We start from the raw sequence: 15,719 nt of genomic DNA on the forward strand, positions 1-15,719 counted from the left end.
TGTGACCCCCCTCGACCTTGGTGAGGAGACCGATGCCCACCCCCGACCGCCTGACCCGGCTGCAACTGAGCCGCCGGCGCGCGCTGACCGCACTCGGCCTGGCCGGTGCGGGTGCGGCCGGTGTGGCCAGCCTCGCCGCGTGCACCGGCGACAAAGCCCCGGTCTGGAACGGCTCCGGCGACGGAAAGCCGCAGGAGACGCCGCCGAAGGCCGCCGTGACCATCACCGGCCCGGCCACCGACAGCAAGAACATCCCCGCCTCGGCGGAGATCGTGTTCACCGCCACCGACGCGGTGGACACCAAGATCGTGCTCGCCGACGCGGCCGGCACCGAGGTCGCCGGGGCGATGCACCCTGACGGCGCGGGCTGGCTGCCGGACAAGGCGCTGGCCTACGGCGCCACGTACACGGCGACGGTGACCGCGACCGGCGACGACGGCAAGGCCGTCTCGGCCACCACCACGTTCACCACGATGGCCAAGCCGGGCAAGGTCGTCGGGGTCAGCAGCTTCCTGGCCGACAACGCCGTCATCGGCGTCGGCATGCCGCTGATCTTCCGGACCAGCCGGGCCGTCCCGAAGGCGCAGCGCGCCGCGTTCCAGCGCCGCCTGCTGGTGGAGACCACGCCGCAGCAGGAAGGCATCTGGACCTGGTACAACGCGACCGAGCTGCACTGGCGGCCGCGTGAGTTCTGGAAGGCCGGCACCGAGATCTTCGTCAAGGTGCGCGCCGGCGGCCTGCCGCTGGGCGACGGCTACTACGGCAAGCGCGACTCGACGCTGGTCTGCAAGGTCGGGCCGGACCTGGTGCTCCAGGTCAACGACAAGACGCACATGATGACGGTGCTCAAGGACGGCAAGTCGGTCAAGACGATCCCGGTCAGCCTGGGCCGCCCGACCATGCCGTCGTCCAGCGGCACGATGGTCATCATCGAGAAGAAGGCGAAGACCGTCTTCGACACCATGAACAACCCGGACCCGGCCAACCGCTACCGCACGAACATCGACTTCGCGCAGCGGATGACCTGGGGCGGCGAGTTCATCCACGCCGCGCCGTGGTCGGTGCAGCACCAGGGGCACCGCAACGTGTCGCACGGCTGCGTCAACGTCTCGATGGCCAACGCCAAGTGGCTGTTCGAAAACACGCTGGTCGGCACCCCGGTGACCACGACCGGAACCCCGCGCGAGCTGGAGTACGGCAACGGCTGGACCGACTGGGACAGGCCGTGGGAGGAGTACGTCAAGGGCAGCGCGATCCCGTACGCGCCGCCCGCGACGCCGGCCCCGGACCCGTCGGCCACCCCGGACCCGTCGGCGTCGCCGTCGGCCACCCCGGACCCGGCCCCCAGCGCCTGACGCACCCCGGCGCCTGATCAGGACACTGGTCAGGCGCCGGTTTCTTGCTACCGGAGCAGCAGAAAGCCCCGGCGGGAAAACCCGCCGGGGCTTCTTCATGGGGTGATCGACGGGACTCGAACCCGCGACCCCCGGGACCACAACCCGGTGCTCTACCAGCTGAGCTACGACCACCATTGTCCACCGCTGACCTCGCAGCCGCGGCGACGGCTAATAATAGCCGGTCCCCCCGGCCTCCCGTCGAGTGGGTATGGGGAGTGTTACGGCAGGACCATCGTGGCGGCGATCCGCTTGGCCTCGTCCACGTCCGGACCGGGCTGCGCCACGAAGATCGCCTCGCGGTAGTACCGCAGTTCGCGGATGCTCTCGCGGATGTCGGCCAGGGCCCGGTGGGCCAGGCCCTTCTCCGGCTGCCCGAAGTACACCCGGGGGTACCAGCGGCGGCACAGCTCCTTCACCGACGACACGTCGATCATGCGGTAGTGCAGGTGCGCGTCGAGGCGGGGCATGTCCCGCACGATGAAGCCGCGGTCGGTGGCGATCGAGTTGCCGCACAGCGGCGCCGTACGCGGCTCGGTGACGTACTTGGAGATGTACTCCAGCACCATGTCCTCGGCCTGGGCGACGGTGACCGCGGAGGCGCGCACCGCCTCGGTGAGGCCCGAGCGCTCGTGCATCTGCTTCACCACGTCGAGCATCCCGTCGAGCTGGGCGTCCTCGGCGTGGATCACCACGTCGACGCCCTCGCCGAGCACGTTCAGCTCGGCGTCGGTGACCAGAGCCGCGATCTCGACGAGCGCGTCGCTGCCCAGATTGAGGCCGGTCATCTCACAGTCGATCCACACGAGATGGTCGGCGCTACGAAGATCTCCCACGGCGACAGCCTACGCCCGAACCCCGCGCGGACCCGATCCGGCGCCCGCTCCTCATGGCGGCGCAGTCCGGCTGGCCGACTAGGGTTGCGGCCATGTCCACACCACAGGCGCAGACCGCCGCGAAGCGGACCGGGGCGGGCACCGCGGCGCGGGTCGCGATCGTGGTCGCGGTGGTCGCGGTCGCCGCGCTGCTGTTCCAGCGGCTGCGCGTCAGCCACGACTTCTTCGACATGAAGATCTATCTGTCGGCGGTGCGCTGGTGGGGCGACGGCAACGACCTGTACGACTACGCCCAGCCCGACCGGGTGCAGGGCGCTCTGTACTTCACCTATCCCCCGTTCGCGGCCGCGCTGCTGTTCCTGTTCGGGCTGCTGCCGACCGGCGCGGTGGCGGCGCTGTTCACGCTGGGCACGGTCGCGGCGGTGCTCGTCACGACGTACTGGCTGGTGGGGCCGCTGGCGCGGCGGTGGCAGCAGCCCGCCTGGTTCGCGGTCGGGGTGGCCGCGCCACTGGTGCTGCTGATCGAGCCGCTGCGCGAGACGCTCACCTTCGGCCAGATCAACATGCTGCTGATCGTGCTGATCATGCTGGACCTGCTGGTGCTCGGGCCGCGCGGCTCGCGCTGGACCGGCGTCGGCATCGGCCTGGCCACCGCGATCAAGCTCATCCCGGGCCTGTTCATCGTCTACCTGCTGATCACCCGGCAGTGGCGGGCGGCGGTGACGGCGGCGGTCACCGCAGCCGGGGCGACGCTGCTGGCCGCCGCGGTCGCGCCGCGCGCCTCGTGGCAGTTCTGGACCTCGGCGCTGTGGGACACCGCGCGGGTCGGCCGCCTGGACTACACCGGCAACCAGTCGTTGCAGGGCCTGCTGGCCCGGCTGGTCGCCCCCGCCGAGCCCGCCAAGGGGGTATGGCTGCTGCTCGCGCTCGCCGTGCTGGCCCTCGGGCTGTGGCGGGCCGCGCGGGCCGGGCGCGCCGGGGACCGGGTCGCCGCGCTGGCCCTGACCGGCCTGCTGTCCGGCCTGATCAGCCCGATCACCTGGCCGCACCACCTCTACTGGTTCGTGCCCGCCGTGGTGGCCCTGGTCGCCGCCGCGCTGGACACGTCCGGGGCACGCCGCTGGGCCTGGCTCGCCTTCGCCGCCGCCGCGTACGCGGTGCCGCTGCTCGGGGTGGTGTCGCTGGTCGACTGGGGCGTGGCGGCGGTGCCGACGGACACCCCGGGGCTGTTCCTGGCCCGCAACGCGTACGTGCTGGCGAGCCTGGTGCTGGTGGCGTTCCTGCCGATCAGGGACCGAACATCGGATTATCCCATGTCAAGGACCGATTAGACATACTTGTCCGTTCTGACGGATTTGGCGTACCGTAGACGACATCGGGACACGTCTCCCCCGGGACAGGTCCCCAGTAGTGACACCGTTCCCCCGGTGAGAGCGGCCCGGACGCAGATGCGTCCGGGCCGCTCGTCTGTCCCCCGCCCCTCCCACCGCACGCCGCCGCGCGACCCGCGCCGCCGGAGGGGCAGTTTCGGGGAAAGTGCAGGAATCTTGGGCCGCTTTCGTGCAGTTTCCCCGAAACTGCACGAACCTCTCACCCCCGCGTGGGCACCCGGTCGCGGTGCAGGCGCAGGGTGCAGGCCGGGCGGGGCAGGAACGGGACCGGCGGCAGCTCCTCGGTCACCACCTCGCGGACCGGCTCGGTGACCGGCGGTTCGGTGCGGCGGCGGGGCGGCCAGACCAGGTCGAGCGGCGCGGCCGCCGGGGCGGGGCCACCGCCCGCCACCGCCTGGAACACCGTCTCGGCCGTACACGGCGCGCCCGCCGGGGGCGTGCCGGGCCACGGCCGCTCGTCGGCCGTCCTCGGCTGTAGCGGGAGCCGGGCGGGCGAGACCAGCAGCGTGCCCGGGGCCGCATCGGCCCGCGCGGGCTCGCCTGACGTGAACACCGGCACGACCCGCCCCGGCCCGGTGCCGTATCCGCCCAGGCCCGGCACGATCGGCATCGGCGCGGCGTCGCGCCCGTTGAGACCGGGCACGATCGGCACCGGACCGGCCGCCGGATCGGTCACGGCCGCGGCGAGCTCCACCGTCGGCGTCCGGCCCGCCGGGACGACCGGGGGCGGGCCGGCCGCCGCCGTGACGGCCCCGCGGTCCTCGACCGGGCGGCTGGGCCAGGCGAGCAGCACGTATCCGAGGGTGAGCGCGACGATCCCGAGGATGAGCAGGCCCCACGAGGCGGTACGGACCCAGTCGGCGTGCACCGCCACGTCCAGATGGGCGGCGTGCCCGGCCGCCGTTCCGTCGCGCAGGACGACGACCAGCGCGACCCGGCGGCCCCGGTCCTCGCCCGGCCGCCACGACAGCGAGCCGATGCCCTGCCGCTGCCAGAGGTCCTGCGCCTCCGGGTCGGCCGGCTCGGCGCCCTGGGCGCCCTGGCCCTCCACCCGCTGCGTCCGCACCGGCAGCTGTCCCCGCCCCAGCTGCACCTGCGAGATCTCGGTGTAGCGGACCCCGGCGAGATACTCGGCGACCCGGCCCGGGTCGGCCACGCCGAGGAAGGCGGGCGTGCCGCCGGAGCTGACGCTCAGCCGCAGCGTGGTCTCACCGACGCGGGCGTACGGCGCGTCGCGGCGCAGCAGCGCGTCCAGGTCCGGCACGACCAGGACCCGGTCGGGCCGCTCGATCGGCACCAGGTCGGCGTGGAACGCCCCGTCCGGGCTGGGGTGGCGCATCACCCACCAGGCCACCACGCCGCCGGCCGCCGCCGGGATCGCGACCAGCAGGGCCAGTATGCCGACGATCCACCGCAGCCCGCGCATCCGCGTGTCCCTCCGACCGGGCGGCACCCACGGCGCGGCTCGTCCACGCCGCCGCCCCTCGGGGACAACGCGGCCGGGTGCCCCCAGACGCGGGCACCCGGCCGATGTACTCCGTGCGGAGGCGAGCGGCTACGCCGTCCCGGTCGGCTTGCGGGTACGGGCCAGCGCCAGGCCTGCCAGGATCAGCGCGAGCACGCCCGCGACCAGCCCGGCGACGCCGGTCCAGCCGCTGCCGCCGTCGGCCTTCCCGTCCTGGGCCAGCGGCACGGTCGCCGCGGCGGTCGTCTGCGCGGCCGCCCCGGTGGTGGTGGCCGCGGTCAGCTTCAGCACCGGCGCCGGGCTCTCGGCCTCGGTGCCGTCGCCCGCGGGCTCGTCGATCCAGCGCACCACGGTGCCGTCGGAGTAGGTCTGGAGTGCCTTGAAGACCATCTGGTCGACGGTCGGCAGCGGACCCAGCGAGATCGGGAACTCCTGGAACTGGCCGGGCTTGATCGCGGCGTCGGCGGTGGCGACCCAGGTGACCACCGAGACGACCTCGCTGACCGGGCTGCCGTGCACCTCGATCGGCTTGTCCAGCTTGCGCTTGGTGACCGTGGCGGTCCAGCCGGGCACCGGCGAGGTCATCACCGAGGCGACCGGCGCGTCCTCGGGCAGGTGCACCTCCAGCCTGGTGGTGCTGTCGGTGTCCGACTCGTTCGGCACCCGGAACGCCAGCCGGGCGTATCCGCCCTGCACGGCGCTGCTCGGGTTGACGGTCACGTGGGCCGAGGCGGGCACTGCGACGGCCACCAGGCCGAACACGGCCGCAGCCACCACACCGAGGCGACGCATCGTCTTCATGTCTGGACCTTTCCTACGGCTCGCGGCGCGAGCACTAAGAGATCGGCACCGTGGCGGTGACCGACGCTTGATCGATTTCAGAGGTGCGGAGCGTGAACTTCAGCTGCCACTGGCCCGGCGTGGGCAGGGTGACCTGCCCGCTGGCGTGGTTGTCGGTCAGCTTCAGCACGGTGAACGTGATCGGCTCGATGCCCGCCGAGGGCAGCGCCGCGGTCGCCTTCCACTCCAGCACCGGCAGCGGATCGCCGGTCGGGGTGTAGGCGTACAGGTGGACCAGGTTGTCGCCGACCTTGTTGCCCGGGTCGATCTCGACCTGGAGCGTGTAGAGCTTGGTGCTCAGCGCCGTCGAGTACAGCTGCTGCTGCGCCACGCTCTCGGCGGTCTCGGCCGCGGTGCGGGCCGGGGTGGTCTGGGTCAGCGCGCCGGTCAGCGCCAGCACGACCGCCGCGACCGACAGTTCGACCAGGACCACCCGGCGCAGCGGCTTCGGCGCGTCGGCGGCCCCGTTCAGCACGTGGCGGCGGGCGAGCCAGGCCGCGATCAGTGCGATCGCGACCAGGCCGACCTTGACCAGCAGCACCCGGCCGTACGTCGTCTGCACCAGCGCCAGCGGGGTGCCGACCTGGATCAGCCCGGACACCACGCCCGCGAGCAGCACCGTCGACACGGCCAGCGACGCCCAGCGGGACCAGATCGGCAGGATCGCGCCCAGCTCGCGGGCGTCGGCCTTGCGCAGCAGGTATGCCCCGAGCATGAGCAGGCCGCCGAGCCACACGGCGGCCCCGGCCAGGTGCAGCGCGTCGACGGTGACCGAGACGGGCGGCACCGGCGAGGCGGCCGGGTGCCCGGACAGCGGCCACGTCAGCGCGCCGATCCCGGCCACGGTCAGCAGCAGCGCCCGGTCGACCGGGCCGTCGCGCCCGGCCAGCAGCGGCCGGACCAGGATCGCGGCGACGGCCAGGCAGGCCAGCCGGACCAGGGCGGCGATGCCGTACTGGCTGCCCAGCACGTCACCCAGGTCGCCCGCGGTCGCCCCGAACAGGGAGGTGCCGGTGGTGTACGGGGCTTGCAGGTACAGCCCGGCCAGGGTGGCGAAGGCGACCAGGCCGAAGCCGGCCCACATCAGCCTGCGCGGGCCGCGGCGGTCCAGGCGGCCGGGCCAGAGCAGGGCCAGCACCAGCACCGGGCCGACGATGAGCACGAGTCCGGCGTACCCGATGACCTTGATGATGGCGATCAGCGTCTGGATGGTCGGGTCGACCTTGTCCTCGGCGGGGGCGGCCGGGGTGGCCGAGGGGGCGCCGACGGAGAAGGTGAAGCCGCCGGGCACCGGGTGGCTGTCGGCGGAGACGATCCGGAAGCTGACCAGGTATGTCCCGCGCGGGGCGTCGTCGCGCAGCCCGATGCGCAGCACGTTGCCGTCGACGGTGGGGGTGCCCCGGTCGGCCCGCTCGCCGTCCGGGCCGATGATGCGGATCTTGTCGGTGACCGGGGTCACCGGCTCGCTGAAGGTGAGCTGCACCTCCTGCGGGGCCTTCGGCACGACCGACCCGGCCGGGGGGTTGGTGCGCAGCAGCGCGGCGTGGGCGTACGCGGGGCTGCCGGGCAGCAGCACCATCAGCGCGAACGCCGCCAGCGCCAGCAGCGCGCGCACCGGGCGCACGAAAGATCGAGGGGTCTTCACATCGGTCACCCGGCGACCGTAGCCGGGTGGTGACCGGAACGGGAGGTGTCCGGGGTACGGCTCAGCGCCCACAGCAGCCCGGCCTGCGCCAGCGCGGCCAGGTGCCCCATCTCGTGCGCGAAGGCGGTCATGCCGTCGGCGACGTCGAACGCGCTGGTGAGGATCAGGCACACCGCCAGTACGAACGCGACCGGCAGGAACGCCCGTGCCCGCTCGGGCCGCCACGCGGCCAGCGCGAACCCGACCGCCAGCGCGATGTCGAACGAGGCCGCCTCGCGGCCGGTGTGCAGCTCGCCGACCCCGGCCAGCAGCGCGGGCAGCGCCAGCAGCAGCTGCACCAGGGCGGTCGCGGCCAGCGCGATCCGCAGGATCTGGCGGCGGCCGTGCACCTGCTCGCGGTGGGCGCGCTCGGCCGCCGTCTGGTCGGCGGCGACGGCGGCCAGGATCGGGGCGGTGAGGTCGGGCACCTCGACGGGCTGGAGGCGCACCGTGCGGGTCAGCTGCTCCGCGGCGCGCAGCCAGGTGCGGCAGTCGGCGCACCCGGCGAGGTGCCCGTCCAGGGACACCGCCGACGTCGCCGCCCAGCCTTCTTCCTCACCGTCCAGCCGGGCCGAGAGCCCTTCGCGTACCTCGTCGCAGATGTTCATGGGCGGGTAGTCGGCGCTCGGGGGCGTCCGGTTCCCGGCGGCACGGAGGAATCAGCGTGGCGTGGGACACGCACAGCGTCACCATTCCGTGACCGACCGATCGGCCGTTAGGCTTGCTCCCCGTGTCCCCCCAGCCATCCGATGCCGCCCGCCCGGTCGCCGATCCGGCCACGCAGCGCGATGCTGCTACGCAGTGGGCGCTGGCCGCGCGTGGTGGAGATCCGCTGGCGCAGGCCGCGCTGGTGCGGGCCACCCAGGCCGAGGTGTGGCGGTTCGTAGCGGCCCTGGTCGATCCGGGCAGCGCGGATGATCTGACCCAGGAGACCTATCTGCGGGCGTTCCGGGCACTGCCCGGCTTCGAGGGCCGGTCGACGGTACGCACGTGGCTGCTGGGAATCGCCCGCCGCACCTGCGCCGACCATGTGCGTACGGTGGTAAGGCAGCGCCGGCTGGACACCCGTCTGGCCGGCGAGGCGGCGACGGGCGGGCTCCACCCCGACCCGGCAGGTCAGGTCAGCGCGGCGCAGCTGCTGGAGCGGCTGTCGCCGGAGCGCCGGGAGGCGTTCGTGCTGACCCAGCTGCTGGGGCTGCCGTACGAGCAGGCGGCGGCGGTGCTGGAGGTGCCCGTCGGCACGATCCGGTCCCGGGTCGCGCGCGCCCGCGCCGACTTGGTCACCAGCGTCGTTACCGCACTAGCCGCCTAACGGCGTGGAGGAGGAGACATGAGCGGTTGGCACAGGGCACAGCCGTGGGTGAGCCTGGTCGTCCGGCTCGCCCTCGCCGGGGTCTTCCTGACCGCGGGGCTGCTCAAGGTGTCGGACCTGGCCGCGACGGGACGCGCCGTGAACGCGTACCAGATCCTGCCGTACGACCTCGCCATGGCCTTCGGGGCGGCGCAGCCGTTCGTGGAGATCGCCCTCGGCCTGCTCCTGCTGGTCGGCCTGGCCACCCGCCTGGCCGGCTGGATCAGCGCGGTCACCATGGTCGCCTTCATCGCGGGCATCTCCTCGGCCTGGGCCCGCGGCCTCAACATCGACTGCGGCTGCTTCAGCAAGGGCGGCGTGCTCCCGCCCGGCGTCACCCCCAACTACGTTCCGGAGATCCTCCGGGATGTGGCCTTCCTGGCGATGGCCATCTTTTTGATCATCTACCCGGTCAGCCGTTTCTCCCTCGACGCACGACTGGATCAACCGTCCGCGACGGACGCCGTGTTCGAGGAGTATGACGATGACGACAACGAAGACGAGCCTGCCGCCGCGGCGGCACGCCAGAAGCGGGCGTGACCTGGCGGCGGTGACGGCATGAGCAGCCGCAAGGACCAGAACGCCGCGGCGCGGCTGGTGCGCGAGCAGATCGCCGCCGAGAAGCGCCGCAAGCGCACCCTGTACATCACGATCGGGGCGGTCGCCGCGCTGGTCATCGCCGGCCTGATCGGCTGGAGCCTGTACGCGTCGAGCAAGAGCGGCGAGTACACGGCCCCGCGCAACACCAACAGCGCGGGCAGCGGCGTCGTGGCGGGCGCGGGCCCGGTCACCGTCGACGAGTACGTCGACTTCCTGTGCCCGCACTGCAAAGCCTTCCACGACGACTACGGTGCCCAGGTCAAGCAGCTCGTCGACGACAAGAAGATCACCCTGGTGACGCACCCGGTGGCATACCTCGACGGCGCCTCGACCAACCGCTACTCGACCCGGTCGTCCGCCGCCTCCGGCTGCGCCGCCGACGAGGGCAAGTTCGCCGAGTACGCCGACGCGCTGTTCGCCAACCAGCCCGCCGAGGGCACCGCCGGGCCCAGCGACGACGACCTGGTCGCCCTGGGCAAGACGGTCGGCCTGGGCGACGCCTTCGGCCAGTGCGTCCAGGACAAGAAGTTCGTGACCTGGGCGGACCACGTCACCACCGAGGCGGGCAAAGCCGGTGTCAGCGGTACGCCTACCGTGCTGGTGAACGGCAAGCCGGTCCAGGCCACCGGCCCGGCCATCGCGGCGGCGGTCGCCGAGGCGACCGGGGCCAAACCCACCCCCACCGTGAGTTAGCAGGTCAGATGACACCCCTCCTGGTACGACGCGCGGGCGCGGTCCTCGGGACCGCGCTCGCGGCGCTCCTGGCCACCGCCACCCCGGCCTTCGCGCACGGCGCCGACGCCCCCGACGCCACCAACTTCCGGACCACCATCACGGTCAGCCCGGACCTGCCCGGCCTCGAAGTGATCAGCATCGAGGCGGGGGCCCGGCTCCAGCTGACCAACGACAGCGGGAAACCGGTCGAGGTGCTGGGCTACCAGAACGAGCCCTACCTGGAGGTACGCCCCGACGGGGTGTACGAGAACATCCACTCCCCCGCGACGTACCTCAACATCACGATCGCGCACGTGGACCCGCCCGCGACCGCCGACCCGACGCTGCCGCCGGAGTGGCGCAAGGTCAGCGACGACCCCGTGTACCGCTGGCACGACCAGCGCGTCATCTGGACCGAGCCCACCGACCCGCCCGAGGTCAAGGCCGCGCCCGGCCAGGCCCGCCGCATCCGCGACTGGACCGTGCCGATGCGCACCGAGGTCACGCCGCTGACCCTGTCCGGCACCCTCGACTACGTGCCGCCGCCGTCGCCGGTCACCTGGTGGGCCGTCGCCGTCGCCGGTGCCGTGCTGGTGGCGCTGCTCGGCCTCATCCCACGCCGCCCGCGCTGGGTCACCGCCGTGCTGGCGGTCGCCGCCATCGCCGCGGGCGCCCTCGCCCTGGCGTACGCCGTCGGCCGCGAGATCGACGCCGGGAACACCACCGTGCTGCCCATCCTCGGCCAGCTGTTCACGGTGCAGCTGTGGCCCGCGGTCAGCGCGCTCGCGGCCCTGGCCGCCGGGATCTACTCGCTGGCCCGCAAGGCGGCGGGCGACTTCGCGCTGGCGCTGGGCGGCGCGGCCGCGGGCCTGTTCGCCGGTATGGTCAACGCCGCAGTCTTCCACCGCTCGATCGCCCCGCTGCCGCCCCTGTCCGGCAAGGCCTCCGACGACCTGGCCCGCATCCTCATCACGGCCGTCGTCGCCCTGGGCGTGGGCGTCGCCGCCGCCGGCATGCTCCGCCTGCGCGGCCTCACCCCCGCACCAGCCCCCACCACCACCGCGCGTCCAGCCACCGTGCCGACTCCCAGCACCGACCCGGCTCCCGCCGCTCTTGCCGACGTCACGCCCGAGCCCGCCACCGGTACACCCGACCAGAGCTAGCCGGCGGCCGTCCCGGCCGCACCCACTTTCCGCCCGCAGACGGCGATCTTGCCCGAAGATCACCGTCTGCGGTCATTTCCGACGCTTCAGCAGCAGGTTCCGACCGCAAACACCGATCACCCTGCCCGGCCCGGCCCGGTGTGGTGCGGGGAATGGCTGGTCAGCTGGACGTTGGGATGGCGAAGCCGTAGGGGAGTTCCAGGCGGTGGCGGGTCAGCAGGTCGTCGTCGGCGAGCAGGTCCCGGGTCGGGGCGTCGGCGACGATGCGGCCGCTGTCGAGGATCACCGAGCGTTCGCACAGCTGGAGGGCGTACGGCAGGTCGTGGGTGACCATCAGGACCGTCACGTCCAGCCCGAGGATGATCTCGGCGAGTTCCCGTCGCGCCTGCGGGTCGAGGTTCGACGAGGGCTCGTCGAGCACCAGCAGGTCGGGGCGCATCGCCAGCACGGTCGCGACGGCGACGCGGCGGCGCTGCCCCAGCGACAGGTGGTGCGGGGCGCGCGCCTTCATGTCGGCCATGCCCACGGCGGCCAGGGCCTCGTCGACCCGCTCGGCCAGCTCCGCGCCGCGCAGGCCCAGGTTGGCCGGGCCGAACGCCACGTCCTCGCCGACCGTGGGCAGGAACAGCTGGTCGTCGGGGTCCTGGAAGACGATGCCGACCCGGCGCCGGACCTCGGCCAGCCCGGCCCGGTCGCGCGGCTCGACGGCGCGGTCGCCCACCCGCACCGTGCCCTCGGAGCCGATCGCGCCGGTCCCGGGCAGGATGCCGTTGAGGTGCAGTACCAGCGTGGTCTTGCCCGCCCCGTTGGGGCCGAGCAGGGCGACCCGCTCGCCGGGCTCGACGCGCAGGTCGACGCCGTGCAGGGCCTGGTGGCCGTCGGGGTAGGCGTACCGGACGCCGTCGAGGTGCAGTGCGGCGGTGGTCATACGCCGATCCTTCCGAGCAGGAGCACCGCGGCGGCCGCCGCGGGCACGATCGCGGCGACCGCCCACTGGCGCGCGCCGGCGGCGGTGCCCTCGTGCAGCGCGGCGGGCAGCCGCCCGGTGTAGCCGCGCGAGCGCATCGCCAGGTAGACCCGCTCGCCGCGTTCGAACGCGCGCAGGAACAGGGTGCCCAGGCCCGCGGCGAAGCCGCGCAGCTGCCACAGGAAGCGCGGGTCGTCCAGCCGCGAGATCCGGGCCAGCCGCATCCGCCGTGCCTCGTCGGCGAGCACGTCCAGGTAGCGCAGCATGAACAGGGCGATCTGCGTGATCGCCTGCGGGGTCCGCAGCCGGTCGAGGCCGACCAGGATGTCGCGGGCCGGGGTGGTGCCCGCCAGCAGCAGCGCCACCAGTACGCCCAGCGTGCCCTTGATCAGGATGTTCCACCCGCCCCAGAGCCCCTCGACGGCGACGCTCAGCCCGAGCACGTGGGTGCGCGGTCCGGAGGCGAAGAACGGCAGCAGCAGCGCGGTGGCCACGAACGGCAGCTCGATCAGGCTGCGCCGGGCCAGCCACCCGGCCGGGACCCGGGCCAGCACGGCCAGGACTCCGATCATCACCGCGTACGCCGCGAAGGCGCCCGCCAGCTCGCGCGGCGTCGCCACCACCACGATCGTGAACAGCACCGCCGCGGCGATCTTCACCTCGGGGGCGAGGCGGTGTACGGGCGAGTGCCCGTGCACGTACATCGAGTGGGTGTGCCCGGCGCCCATCTGCTCAGCCCCGGTCCCCGGCACCGACCGGCTCGACCGGGCGCTGCGCCCCGGCCGCCGCCCGGCGGCGCCGGACCAGCCAGAAGACACCCAGCCCGAGCGCGAACGTGAGCACGACACCGAGCAGCCCGGCCAGGCCGGTGGAGTCCTTCAGGCCCTTGACGGCGTAGTCGGCCAGCAGCGATCCGCCCAGCTCGTGGCCGCCCGCCCGCTGCGCGATGCAGTTCCCGGCGATGATCTCCCCGGCCTCGTTCAGGGTGCAGCCGTCGAGGGTGGTCGCGTCGAGGCCGTCCGGGGAGCTGGAGGCCAGGTAGCTGACGCCGCCCGCGAGCACGGCGGCCACGCCCAGGCCCGCCAGCACGAACCTGCGGCTGGACGTGCCGGCCCCGGCCGGGTCGAGGCGGCGGCCGCGCAGCGCGTACACCAGGTCGGGGCGGACCTTGGCGACCGTGGTGACGGTGACCGCCGCGATCAGCCCCTCACCGATGCCGATGAGCACGTGCACCCCGGCCATGGTCGCCGAGATCTGCCCGTACCCGATGGTCAGCGGGATGTCGCCGCCGAGGGCGTACTGCGCCACGAAGCCCTGCGAGGCGAGGACCACGCTCAGGATGGAGCCGAGGAACACGGCCAGGCCCAGCCCGGCGGCGGTGCGCGGCAGCACCTTCATGAGCGCGGTCAGCACCAGGAACCCGACCGCGGTTCCCAGCAGGGCCATGTTGGAGATGTTGAGGCCGAGCGCGCTGATGCCGCCGTCGGCGAAGACCAGGGCCTGCACGATCAGCACCACGGACACGCACAGGGCGCCGACCCACGGACCGACCAGCGCCGCGGCCAGCGTGCCGCCGAGCAGGTGGCCGCTGACGCCGGGCAGCACGGGGAAGTTGAGCATCTGCACCGCGAAGATGAACGCCGCGACCAGCCCGGCCATCGGGGCGAGGCGGTCGTTGAGGTCGTGCCGGGCCTTGCCCAGGCAGTACGCGAGCAGTGCGACGGCGGCCACGCCGTACGCCAGTGAGACCGGTCCGTCGATGATGCCGTTGCTGATGTGCATCGCGAGGTTCACCGGGCCAGCCTATGTCTTGTTGCAAATAACTTGCAATAAGCCTCACCCCTCCCCCGCCTCGCCCCGCCGGGACCTCCGGTGGCGGGGCCGGGACACGACCGCGGACTAGGGTGGCGGTGTGACGGAGAACGTTCGACTCGCGCCCGGGGACACCGCGCCCGACTTCACCCTGCCCACCGCCGACGGCGGCACGCTAGCCCTGTCCAGCCTGCGGGGCAGGAAGGTCATCCTGTACGCGTACCCCGCCGCGATGACCCCCGGCTGCACCACCCAGGCCTGCGACTTCCGCGACTCGCTCGCCTCGCTGACCGCGCACGGCTACGCCGTCGTCGGCATCTCCCCCGACGGCGCGGCCAAGCTCGCCAAGTTCACCGAGCGCGACGCGCTGACGTTCCCGCTGGTCGGGGACGAGGACAAGGCCGTGCTGAAGGCGTACGGCGCCTACGGCGAGAAGAAGAACTACGGCAAGACGGTCCAGGGCGTGATCCGCTCCACCTTCGTCATCGACGAGAAGGGGCAGATCGAGCACGCCTTCTACAACGTGAAGGCCACCGGGCACGTCGCCAAGCTGCGGCGCGACCTCGGGCTGAACTGATACCGCGTGTCGCGGACGCCGCGCCGGACCTGGGTCAGCGCCGGGTCCGGCGATGGGCGACAATCTTTCCACTGGGGCCGTAGCCCAATTGGCAGAGGCACGCGGTTTAGGTCCGCGCCAGTGCGGGTTCGAGTCCCGCCGGCCCTACTACACCTGCTCGACCGTCTCGGCGACCGGCACGACGGGGGACCAGTCCCCGTGCGCGTACCCGCTATGCTCCCGGCGTGTCCACCCCCGACATTGACACCAGCAAAGACGCCGATGACGCGCTGACCATCGCACTGGCCGAATACAACGCGCTCAGCGACTGGCAGAAGGCGCTGCGGGACCAGTCCGCCGCCCGGTTCAACTTCTTCCTCGCCATCGTGACCGCCGTCGCGGCGGTGTCGGGCGGGCTGGTCTCGGGCGGCAGGCTGAGCGAGCCCGCGAAGGGCACGCTCGGCACGGTGGGCTTCCTGATCCTGGTGCTCGGTCTCTCCACGTTCCTGCGGCAGGTGGAGTTCAGCCAGCGCGGTCACCGGTACGCGGCCGCCACCGACGCCCTGCGCACCTACCTGGCGCGGCGATCGACCTCGGTGGCGCCCTACCTGCTCATGCCGGTGCTCGGCGACCTCGGCGTGATCGGCACGACCTACCGTGAGCGCACCGGTGTGCTCCGCGACGTCATGAGCCTGCCCGGCACGGTCGGAGTGATCAACAGCGCGCTGCTGGCGCTCGGCGCGGGCTTCGCCACCGGGATCTGGCTGGACTTCACGGTCTGGCCGCCGGCCGTCGCGGCGGCCACCTTCCTGCTCAGCATGACGCTGCACATCCGCCACCTGCGGCGGGCGTTCACGCGCAGCCGAACCGAGGTCGCCGCGCTGCTCGCCGCCCGCGGCCTCTGATCCCCCGACGGCGCGGCGAAGATCGCCGGCTGCGGACTCTG

At 73.1% G+C, this 15,719-nt stretch carries 16 protein-coding genes, 2 tRNA genes and 1 pseudogene; 9 read left to right on the plus strand and 10 right to left on the minus strand.

Features of this window, described 5'->3' with window-relative positions; translation table 11 throughout:
- Positions 1-32 precede the first annotated feature (32 nt).
- Positions 33-1,355 carry an Ig-like domain-containing protein gene (locus tag Cs7R123_RS14840; RefSeq protein ID WP_212826995.1) on the plus strand — a complete coding sequence of 441 codons (1,323 nt, stop codon included), beginning with the start codon at positions 33-35 and terminating at the stop codon, positions 1,353-1,355.
- A gap of 98 nt (positions 1,356-1,453) precedes the next feature.
- Here Cs7R123_RS14840 and Cs7R123_RS14845 read toward each other — a convergent pair.
- Both Cs7R123_RS14845 and orn read right to left on the minus strand, forming a co-directional pair.
- A tRNA-His gene (locus Cs7R123_RS14845) sits at positions 1,454-1,529 on the minus strand.
- A gap of 86 nt (positions 1,530-1,615) precedes the next feature.
- Positions 1,616-2,230, minus strand: coding sequence for an oligoribonuclease (gene orn, locus Cs7R123_RS14850; protein ID WP_280517298.1), 615 nt, complete (start codon positions 2,228-2,230; stop codon positions 1,616-1,618).
- 92 nt (positions 2,231-2,322) lie between these two features.
- On the opposite strand from orn, the gene Cs7R123_RS14855 reads away from it, so the two are divergent.
- On the plus strand, positions 2,323-3,561 hold the full coding sequence (locus tag Cs7R123_RS14855; protein ID WP_212826997.1) for a glycosyltransferase family 87 protein: 1,239 nt from the start codon (positions 2,323-2,325) through the stop codon (positions 3,559-3,561).
- 259 nt (positions 3,562-3,820) lie between these two features.
- Here the strand turns inward: Cs7R123_RS14855 and Cs7R123_RS14860 are convergent, their stop codons facing one another.
- From Cs7R123_RS14860 to Cs7R123_RS14875, 4 genes are all read right to left on the minus strand, one after another.
- Positions 3,821-5,047 (minus strand): hypothetical protein, encoded by a 1,227-nt coding sequence (locus Cs7R123_RS14860; RefSeq protein ID WP_212826999.1) that lies wholly within the window; start codon positions 5,045-5,047, stop codon positions 3,821-3,823.
- 129 nt (positions 5,048-5,176) lie between these two features.
- Positions 5,177-5,887 carry a YcnI family protein gene (locus Cs7R123_RS14865; RefSeq protein ID WP_244871835.1) on the minus strand — a complete coding sequence of 237 codons (711 nt, stop codon included), beginning with the start codon at positions 5,885-5,887 and terminating at the stop codon, positions 5,177-5,179.
- A 34-nt stretch (positions 5,888-5,921) separates the two neighbouring features.
- Positions 5,922-7,580 (minus strand): copper resistance CopC/CopD family protein, encoded by a 1,659-nt coding sequence (locus Cs7R123_RS14870; RefSeq protein ID WP_244871836.1) that lies wholly within the window; start codon positions 7,578-7,580, stop codon positions 5,922-5,924.
- Positions 7,577-8,218 carry a hypothetical protein gene (locus Cs7R123_RS14875; protein ID WP_212827001.1) on the minus strand — a complete coding sequence of 214 codons (642 nt, stop codon included), beginning with the start codon at positions 8,216-8,218 and terminating at the stop codon, positions 7,577-7,579. Before Cs7R123_RS14875 ends, Cs7R123_RS14870 begins: the two co-directional genes overlap by 4 nt.
- 122 nt (positions 8,219-8,340) lie before the next feature.
- Between Cs7R123_RS14875 and Cs7R123_RS14880 the strand changes: the two genes are divergently transcribed.
- The 4 genes from Cs7R123_RS14880 to Cs7R123_RS14895 are packed head-to-tail and all read left to right on the plus strand — an operon-like array spanning position 8,341 to position 11,438.
- A complete protein-coding gene (locus tag Cs7R123_RS14880) occupies positions 8,341-8,922 on the plus strand; it encodes a sigma-70 family RNA polymerase sigma factor (RefSeq protein ID WP_374706946.1) in 582 nt (193 codons plus the stop codon).
- 18 nt (positions 8,923-8,940) lie between these two features.
- Positions 8,941-9,501: a DoxX family protein gene (locus tag Cs7R123_RS14885; protein ID WP_212827005.1), complete on the plus strand. Its 561-nt coding sequence runs from the start codon at positions 8,941-8,943 to the stop codon at positions 9,499-9,501.
- Between the two features lie 18 nt (positions 9,502-9,519).
- Positions 9,520-10,254: a thioredoxin domain-containing protein gene (locus Cs7R123_RS14890; RefSeq protein WP_212827007.1), complete on the plus strand. Its 735-nt coding sequence runs from the start codon at positions 9,520-9,522 to the stop codon at positions 10,252-10,254.
- An 8-nt stretch (positions 10,255-10,262) separates the two neighbouring features.
- Positions 10,263-11,438, plus strand: a complete 1,176-nt coding sequence (locus Cs7R123_RS14895; protein ID WP_212827009.1) for a hypothetical protein — start codon at positions 10,263-10,265, stop codon at positions 11,436-11,438.
- A 160-nt stretch (positions 11,439-11,598) separates the two neighbouring features.
- Here the strand turns inward: Cs7R123_RS14895 and Cs7R123_RS14900 are convergent, their stop codons facing one another.
- The 4 genes and pseudogenes from Cs7R123_RS14900 to Cs7R123_RS14910 form a co-directional block, all read right to left on the minus strand.
- Positions 11,599-12,366 carry an energy-coupling factor ABC transporter ATP-binding protein gene (locus tag Cs7R123_RS14900; protein ID WP_212827011.1) on the minus strand — a complete coding sequence of 256 codons (768 nt, stop codon included), beginning with the start codon at positions 12,364-12,366 and terminating at the stop codon, positions 11,599-11,601.
- Positions 12,363-13,133, minus strand: coding sequence for a cobalt ECF transporter T component CbiQ (gene cbiQ, locus Cs7R123_RS14905; RefSeq protein ID WP_212827013.1), 771 nt, complete (start codon positions 13,131-13,133; stop codon positions 12,363-12,365). The genes Cs7R123_RS14900 and cbiQ overlap by 4 nt, the downstream gene beginning before the upstream one ends.
- A 4-nt stretch (positions 13,134-13,137) precedes the next feature.
- On the minus strand, positions 13,138-13,557 hold the full coding sequence (locus Cs7R123_RS40200) for a PDGLE domain-containing protein (protein ID WP_244872007.1): 420 nt from the start codon (positions 13,555-13,557) through the stop codon (positions 13,138-13,140).
- A pseudogene (locus tag Cs7R123_RS14910) lies at positions 13,537-14,187 on the minus strand (energy-coupling factor ABC transporter permease); the annotation flags it as partial. The gene Cs7R123_RS40200 and the pseudogene Cs7R123_RS14910, both read right to left, overlap by 21 nt.
- Positions 14,188-14,317: 130 nt before the next feature.
- Between Cs7R123_RS14910 and bcp the strand changes: the two are divergent.
- The 3 genes from bcp (at position 14,318) to Cs7R123_RS14925 (ending at position 15,678) form a co-directional block, all read left to right on the plus strand.
- Positions 14,318-14,794, plus strand: a complete 477-nt coding sequence (gene bcp / locus Cs7R123_RS14915) for a thioredoxin-dependent thiol peroxidase (RefSeq protein WP_212827015.1) — start codon at positions 14,318-14,320, stop codon at positions 14,792-14,794.
- A gap of 73 nt (positions 14,795-14,867) precedes the next feature.
- Positions 14,868-14,941: transfer RNA gene (locus Cs7R123_RS14920), tRNA-Leu, on the plus strand.
- Positions 14,942-15,018: 77 nt separating this feature from the next.
- Positions 15,019-15,678, plus strand: coding sequence for a hypothetical protein (locus Cs7R123_RS14925; RefSeq protein WP_212827017.1), 660 nt, complete (start codon positions 15,019-15,021; stop codon positions 15,676-15,678).
- Positions 15,679-15,719: the final 41 nt, after the last annotated feature.

The sequence above is a fragment of the Catellatospora sp. TT07R-123 genome (assembly GCF_018327705.1).
Lineage (GTDB): Bacteria > Actinomycetota > Actinomycetes > Mycobacteriales > Micromonosporaceae > Catellatospora.

Excerpts from the sequence above, each read along its gene's own strand:
- Cs7R123_RS14840 (WP_212826995.1), top strand. The coding sequence starts at position 33 with ATGCCCACCCCCGACCGCCTGACCCGGCTGCAACTGAGCCGCCGGCGC.
- Cs7R123_RS14855 (WP_212826997.1), top strand. The coding sequence starts at position 2,323 with ATGTCCACACCACAGGCGCAGACCGCCGCGAAGCGGACCGGGGCGGGC.
- Cs7R123_RS14860 (WP_212826999.1), bottom strand. The coding sequence starts at position 5,047 with ATGCGCGGGCTGCGGTGGATCGTCGGCATACTGGCCCTGCTGGTCGCG.
- Cs7R123_RS14865 (WP_244871835.1), bottom strand. The coding sequence starts at position 5,887 with ATGAAGACGATGCGTCGCCTCGGTGTGGTGGCTGCGGCCGTGTTCGGC.
- Cs7R123_RS14875 (WP_212827001.1), bottom strand. The coding sequence starts at position 8,218 with ATGAACATCTGCGACGAGGTACGCGAAGGGCTCTCGGCCCGGCTGGAC.
- Cs7R123_RS14885 (WP_212827005.1), top strand. The coding sequence starts at position 8,941 with ATGAGCGGTTGGCACAGGGCACAGCCGTGGGTGAGCCTGGTCGTCCGG.
- Cs7R123_RS14890 (WP_212827007.1), top strand. The coding sequence starts at position 9,520 with ATGAGCAGCCGCAAGGACCAGAACGCCGCGGCGCGGCTGGTGCGCGAG.
- Cs7R123_RS14895 (WP_212827009.1), top strand. The coding sequence starts at position 10,263 with ATGACACCCCTCCTGGTACGACGCGCGGGCGCGGTCCTCGGGACCGCG.
- Cs7R123_RS14900 (WP_212827011.1), bottom strand. The coding sequence starts at position 12,366 with ATGACCACCGCCGCACTGCACCTCGACGGCGTCCGGTACGCCTACCCC.
- cbiQ (WP_212827013.1), bottom strand. The coding sequence starts at position 13,133 with ATGGGCGCCGGGCACACCCACTCGATGTACGTGCACGGGCACTCGCCC.